This is a genomic window from Pedobacter sp. HMWF019 (assembly GCF_003061025.1).
GTDB lineage: Bacteria > Bacteroidota > Bacteroidia > Sphingobacteriales > Sphingobacteriaceae > Pedobacter.
The window spans coordinates 1-6,243 of sequence record NZ_QAIL01000069.1; the positions used below are offsets into that span (position 1 = coordinate 1).

4 protein-coding genes are annotated in these 6,243 nt (G+C 40.3%); 1 reads left to right on the top strand and 3 read right to left on the bottom strand.

What is annotated here, in order from left to right:
* The coding region (locus DBR11_RS04440) for a hypothetical protein (protein ID WP_233260644.1) at positions 1-379 on the top strand (379 nt) is incomplete at its 5' end.
* Positions 380-475: 96 nt separating this feature from the next.
* Here DBR11_RS04440 and DBR11_RS04445 read toward each other — a convergent pair.
* From DBR11_RS04445 to rny, 3 genes are all read right to left on the bottom strand, one after another.
* Positions 476-3,799: a TonB-dependent receptor gene (locus tag DBR11_RS04445; RefSeq protein ID WP_108550408.1), complete on the bottom strand. Its 3,324-nt coding sequence runs from the start codon at positions 3,797-3,799 to the stop codon at positions 476-478.
* 237 nt (positions 3,800-4,036) lie between these two features.
* A complete protein-coding gene (locus DBR11_RS04450) occupies positions 4,037-4,537 on the bottom strand; it encodes a DUF962 domain-containing protein (protein WP_108550409.1) in 501 nt (166 codons plus the stop codon).
* 89 nt (positions 4,538-4,626) lie between these two features.
* Positions 4,627-6,195, bottom strand: coding sequence for a ribonuclease Y (rny, locus tag DBR11_RS04455; RefSeq protein ID WP_108550410.1), 1,569 nt, complete (start codon positions 6,193-6,195; stop codon positions 4,627-4,629).
* Positions 6,196-6,243 lie beyond the last annotated feature (48 nt).

Below are 6,243 nucleotides of genomic sequence, written 5' to 3' on the forward strand. Positions count from 1 at the left end.
CTCTAATACAAAAATTATGAATTACAAATCTCTCGCAATGATTGTGCTTCTTTCCTTGGTATTCATTTACCGGTCACACGCACAGGAAAAAATTAAAAAATTTTGCACAATATCCTATGGTGGTAACTACAGCCTCTGGCGCAATCCGAGAATAGACTATGGTCAAACTAAAAGATACACGCCTTTAAAGGATTCCGTGTTTATACAAAAGCTAAACAGGGTTGAGGCTATAGAGAATTTTGTGCAGGCGCTGAATTATATGACAGAACTAGGTTGGAAATATGAAGGTAATATTCCCTTAGCGGATCCAAGTCGTCCGGAATTTAGAGTTTTGTTCAGCCGGGATTTCGATCCTGCTGAATTGACGGAAGGTAAATAAGGATATACTTTCAAGACCTTGTTTCACCGGATATTTTAAACAGAAAAGGCGGAGATTTTAAATCTCCGCCTTTTCTGTTTATTTGTTATTTATAAACTAGAAGCTATATCTCAAGCCAAATTGCATTTGGAAACGTGATGCAAAGAAGTCTTTAGAATAAGTGCTTGTATTTGATTGCTGGAAATTATATGTAGGGTAAGTAGTTGCTGTACCAGCCTTTACTAATTTCATACCTACACTCGCCATAGAGTTGTAAGTATTTGGGGAGAAATATTGCACACCCCAGTTCTTGTTTAGCAAGTTTGTTAAGTTCACAATATCATAAGTGAAAGTTAACGTCTGTTTTTTAGCACCGCTGCCCACTACTACAAAATCTTGTGAGAAACGGAAGTCCGCTTGAACGTTCCATGGTGTACGAGCACCATTACGTTCTGTAAACTGACCTCTTTTATTTTTCAAATATTTATCACCGTCGATGAAGGCATCTAATGCTGCAACTTGGCTAGCTGCAGTTTCAACCACTGCATTTGTTTTTGAGTCTATACGATCTACGATGAACTTAGAAGTCTCGCCTGCTTTAGGAACATACATTAAACTTACATTTTGACCTGTTCCATTGATGGTTGCATTCAATAAACCGTATGAATAAGGAGATCCTGATTGTGCACTAAAGAATAAAGAGAAGTTAGATACATATTTATTCCTTGAATCCCATGCATGTCTGAAATTAACAGTAGATACGATACGGTTACGAATGTCAAAGTTAGAATAAGCCAGTCCAGGGCTATTTGGATTTAAAGCCTGATTCAACTGCCAGTTAGACTCCATAGAGTTACGGATACCGTTGGTGATATCCTTAGACTGTCCATAAGTATAAGCCGCCATAATGTCTAAACCAAAAGGTAATGACTTACTGATTTGACCTGTTAGACTATAGCGATATCCTTTATTTGTATTAGAAAGCAAATAAGCATTGGTATACAAAGGATTGATGGCTTGGGTTCCATTCACCTTTTGATAAATAGGCTGCTGATGGTTCACATCATAAGGATAGTATATCGGCGCATCTACAAGGTTAACCATTTGGAATTGTAAGTCATGAATAACTTTAGTATAAATAGCCTCTACAGTAAATTTCCATTGATCATCTGTTTTATAGTCCAATGCTAAGCTGGTTCTCCAAGTCTTAGGCATTTTGAAGTTATTGTCAATCAGATCGACTTGTGTTGCACCAGCGGCATTTTTTACATCTTTACCTTGTTTAGCCACATACCCAGCCTCACCATTACCAGTTAAAGCATCCTTAATCGGATCTGTCCCCGGAACTTGGGTAACTATAGCACCATTTGCAGCATTGTAGTTGAATTTCTGATCGTAGGCTCCATAAGTTACACCATTGTTGTAATAAGCATAACCTAACCAGGCAAAGGGAACACGTCCCGTAAATAATCCACTACCACCACGTAAGATCATTTTTTGATCTCCATTTACATCATAGTTGAATCCGATACGTGGGGAAACCTGTACTTGTCCAAAAAAGTCATTCTTGATGTCTTTTGGTTTAGTATAGGTATATGTAGTACCATAGTTTGGATCTACAGGAGCACCTGTTGTTTTAACACTTAAAGGTTGCTTGTTTGGCATATCAGCCATATCAAAACGCACGCCATAAGTCAATTTAAAACGATCTGTAACCTGGAATTCATCTTCACCATATAAGCTGAACATGTTCATTTTGAACTGTGCAGGAGGATTGGCAATAATGTTATCTCTGGTATTGTCCGCATAGTTAAAGTTAGTCCGAACACGGCTAGGCATATTGTTCAGGAAATCATCCACACTTCCATAAGCCACACGACCATTCCAAGAGTTAACAAAACCATAGGTGATATTGTACAACTCATTGTGTGTACCGATAGTGAAAGTATGTTTTCCTTTAGTGAAGGTATAGTTATCTGTAAATTCAAATGTCTTTTGCTTCATATTGAAGATACTCGCTTCACGGTCAGTACCCAAAAAGATTGTTCCCCCTGCTGCACCAGTAATCTCAATTTGAGGTATAGCTGGGTTAGATGTTGGTGTTCTATAATCATGGATATTAGAATATCCAATAACTAAACTGTTAGACGCGTTGTTAGACAACCTGCTTTTTAATTCTGCAACAGTAGAGCTTTGATTGTTGTTCTGTACAAAATCGATTCCACCAAACCTAAAGTTCGCCTGGTCACGCTCTAAGTTCGTCGCTTCAGATCTGATCGTATTGTTACGGATCGTTAACTGGTTGTTATCATTGATGTTCCAGTCTAAACGGTTAAAGAACTTGTTAGACTTTGCATAGATATTATAGTTATCTGTATTGGCAAACGCACCTGCATCTATACCGTACACATTTTTCATGCGATCAGAGATCTTTTGAGCCTGATCTAAAGTAATCACCTTCATATCTGGAGAACCTGCACCTAAGATCACAGGATCCTGACGGCGGGTCAACTCTTCATTCGTGAAAAAGAATAATTTATTTTTAATGATAGGAAGACCTAATCTGAAACCAGCCTGATAATCATGGAATGCAGAAGGCTCTTTAGAGTTGTCTCCAATTTTATTTCTTCCAATTAAAGAAGCATTACGTCCGTAACCATAAACAGATCCTGATACATCATTAGTACCAGAACGGGTTACTGCGTTTACACTACCACCGGTAAAGTTACCAATCTTTACATCGTAAGGGGCTAACAATACAGAAACATCCTGGATGGCATCTAAAGAAACCGGACTTGTTCTTGTACTGCTTCCTGGCATACCAGAACTTCCGCTCTGTCCGCCCAGTGAAGGACTGAAACCAATCGCATCATTGTTGATGGCACCATCAATTGTTACGTTATTATACCTGAAGTTGGTTCCGACAAATGAATTGTCTTTACTTCCCTGCGGGGTTAAACGGGTTACATCAGTTAAACTGCGGTTTACCGTAGGCAGGTTTTTGATTTGCTCTTCACCAATACGGGTACCTGTACCCATTTTAGTTCCGCCTTTTACACCTGTAACCACCACTTCAGACAGCTGCTGACCTTCGTCTACTAAGGTAAAGTCTAAACGTTGATCTACTCCTAAAGCCAGGTTGATGTTTTCTTTCTCTTGTTTGGCGTAACCGATATAACTTACCGTTACTTTATAGGGTCCACCTGGGTTTAAGTTGTTTACGCGGTAAGTACCATCTGCGTTAGTCATTGCACCATATTTAGTACCTGTAGGAACGTGTACGATCAACACACTTACTCCTGGAATTGCGATGCCTTTTGCATCCCGCACTTTTCCGTTTGCACTTGATGTTGTTACCTGGGCGTTTGCACCTATTCCAAAAAGGAGGAGCAATGCCAGTAGAACATAGGAAACATTATTGGTTAGTAGCTTTGTTTTCATTGTCTGCTTTAATTTTTTTTACAAAGCTAAACAGGCAACATGATCTTAATATTAAGCCTGCATTAATGCACGATACAGTTAATATTAAATTAAAAAAGGATTAAAAGAAGAAAAAAAACAGCTTTTTTGGTTCGATCAGGGACTTTTACAAAGTGGAAAAAGCAGTAAACAGCGTTAAATTAGCACTAAGAAAGCATTAATCTAATGTTATTTTTATGTTAACAGACAAGAATCTGCCTAATATCTCAGACCTATCTTCTTGCAGATGAAGTGCAACAGCCAAATAGGCCCGATTAACAGGAATTTAACGTCATCAAGGAAAGAAGGCTTTTTTCCCTCAATCTTATGCCCAATAAACTGCCCTATCCAGGCCAACACAAAGATAACCGCACACACCAGCCATAAAGCAGGGCCTCCATTGGCTTGTGCCTGCTCTATTTTCACAATGCCCATAGACATGATAAAAATAAGGATAAGCATCAGGTAAGACATGACCGGGGAAAGTTTATAATAGTAATAGATAGAAAAAGCGATCAGGAAAGAAGCCCAGTTCAGGTAGCCGTTATACTTGCCCAGAAAACCAAGATGAGGAAAAGGAATGGACCAAACCAGGCCAAGCAAACTAAACACGATCAATGGCACACATACCCAGTGAATGATTTCATTGGAGTGATTCTGATGGCTTTCTGCATATTTATCAAAAAGAACATCAACCTGGCTTTTCTCTTGTGCTTTCATAAAGTAAAATTAAGCATTCTTAGGGATGGCGCAAAAATAAAAAAGCGGTGGATTGCTCCACCGCTTCCTGCTGCTCAGCAGCTTTTATCTTATTTTGCAAAAGCAACAGAACGGGTTTCCCTGATCACAGTTACTTTGATCTGACCTGGATAGGTCATCTCTGTTTGTATGCGGTTTGAAATATCAGCCGCCAGTAATTCTGCCTGCTGATCCGTTACACGCTCGCTTTCTACAACAACGCGTAATTCACGTCCGGCCTGTATAGCAAATGTTTTTTCTACACCAGGGTAAGAAAGAGCCAGCTCTTCCAGTTCTTTTAAACGTTTGATGTAACTTTCTACTACCTCGCGTCTAGCACCTGGACGTGCGCCTGAAATGGCATCACAAGCCTGTACAATTGGAGAGATCATAGAAGTCATCTCAATTTCATCGTGGTGGGCACCAATTGCATTGCAAATTTCCGGATGCTCCTTATATTTTTCGGCCAGTTGCATTCCCAGAATAGCGTGAGGCAACTCAGGATTGTCATCAGGCACTTTTCCTATATCATGCAGTAAACCGGCACGTTTCGCCATTTTCGCATTTAGACCAAGTTCTGCCGCCATAGTCGCACAGAAATTAGCTACCTCACGAGAGTGGTGCAATAAATTTTGTCCGTAAGAAGAACGGTAACGCATACGTCCAACCATCCTGATCAGTTCAGGGTGTAAACCATGGATGCCCAGGTCAATTACTGTACGTTCTCCGATCTCTACGATCTCTTCTTCGATTTGTTTCTTGGTTTTGGCAACCACCTCCTCAATACGTGCGGGGTGGATACGTCCGTCTGTAACCAAACGGTGCAGGGCCAAACGGGCAATTTCCCTTCTTACCGGGTCAAAGCCAGAAAGAATAATAGCTTCCGGGGTATCATCTACAATGATCTCGATACCGGTTGCAGCTTCCAGGGCGCGGATATTTCTACCCTCACGGCCAATTACACGACCTTTGATCTCATCACTTTCGATATGAAATATAGATACCGTATTTTCAATAGCCGCTTCCACAGCAGTACGCTGAATGGTCTGGATCACCACTTTTTTAGCTTCTTTTCCAGCAGTCAGTTTCGCTTCGTCAACGATATCTTTTACCTGGATCATGGCCTGAGAGCGGGCATCTTCCTTCATGTTCTCGATGAGCTGATTTTTAGCTTCATCAGCACTTAATCCGGCGATAGCTTCCAGTTGCTTTACATGCTGGCTTTTCAGTACATCAACTTCTTCCTGTTTCTTAACTGCAATATCAGTTTGTTTTTCCAGGTTCTTTTTCTGGCCATCCAGATCTTGTTCTTTGCGGGTGGCGTTTTCGATTTTCTGGTTTAAGCTCTGCTCTTTTTGCTTCAGCGCATTTTCACGCTGGTTGATCTGGTTGTTCTTTGTGTTGACCTCTTGCTCGTGTTCTGCTTTCAGCTGCAGGAATTTCTCCTTAGCTTCCAGTAAACGGTCTCTTTTTAAGATGTCAGCATTGCTTTCTGCATCTTTAAGGATCTTTTTAACTTTTGTCTGAGCTGCGATTTCCTGTTTCTTCAGCAAGCTTCGAAGCAGGTACCGCCCTATTAATATACCGACGGCAATGCCGGCAAGCAGATATCCTATTATTCCAACTATTTCTATTTCCATTTAATTATATATTAAAACATGCCTAAGCTTAAATCCCCTTAGTAGAGG

Excerpts from the sequence above, each read along its gene's own strand:
- DBR11_RS04445 (WP_108550408.1), bottom strand. The coding sequence starts at position 3,799 with ATGAAAACAAAGCTACTAACCAATAATGTTTCCTATGTTCTACTGGCA.
- DBR11_RS04450 (WP_108550409.1), bottom strand. The coding sequence starts at position 4,537 with ATGAAAGCACAAGAGAAAAGCCAGGTTGATGTTCTTTTTGATAAATAT.
- rny (WP_108550410.1), bottom strand. The coding sequence starts at position 6,195 with ATGGAAATAGAAATAGTTGGAATAATAGGATATCTGCTTGCCGGCATT.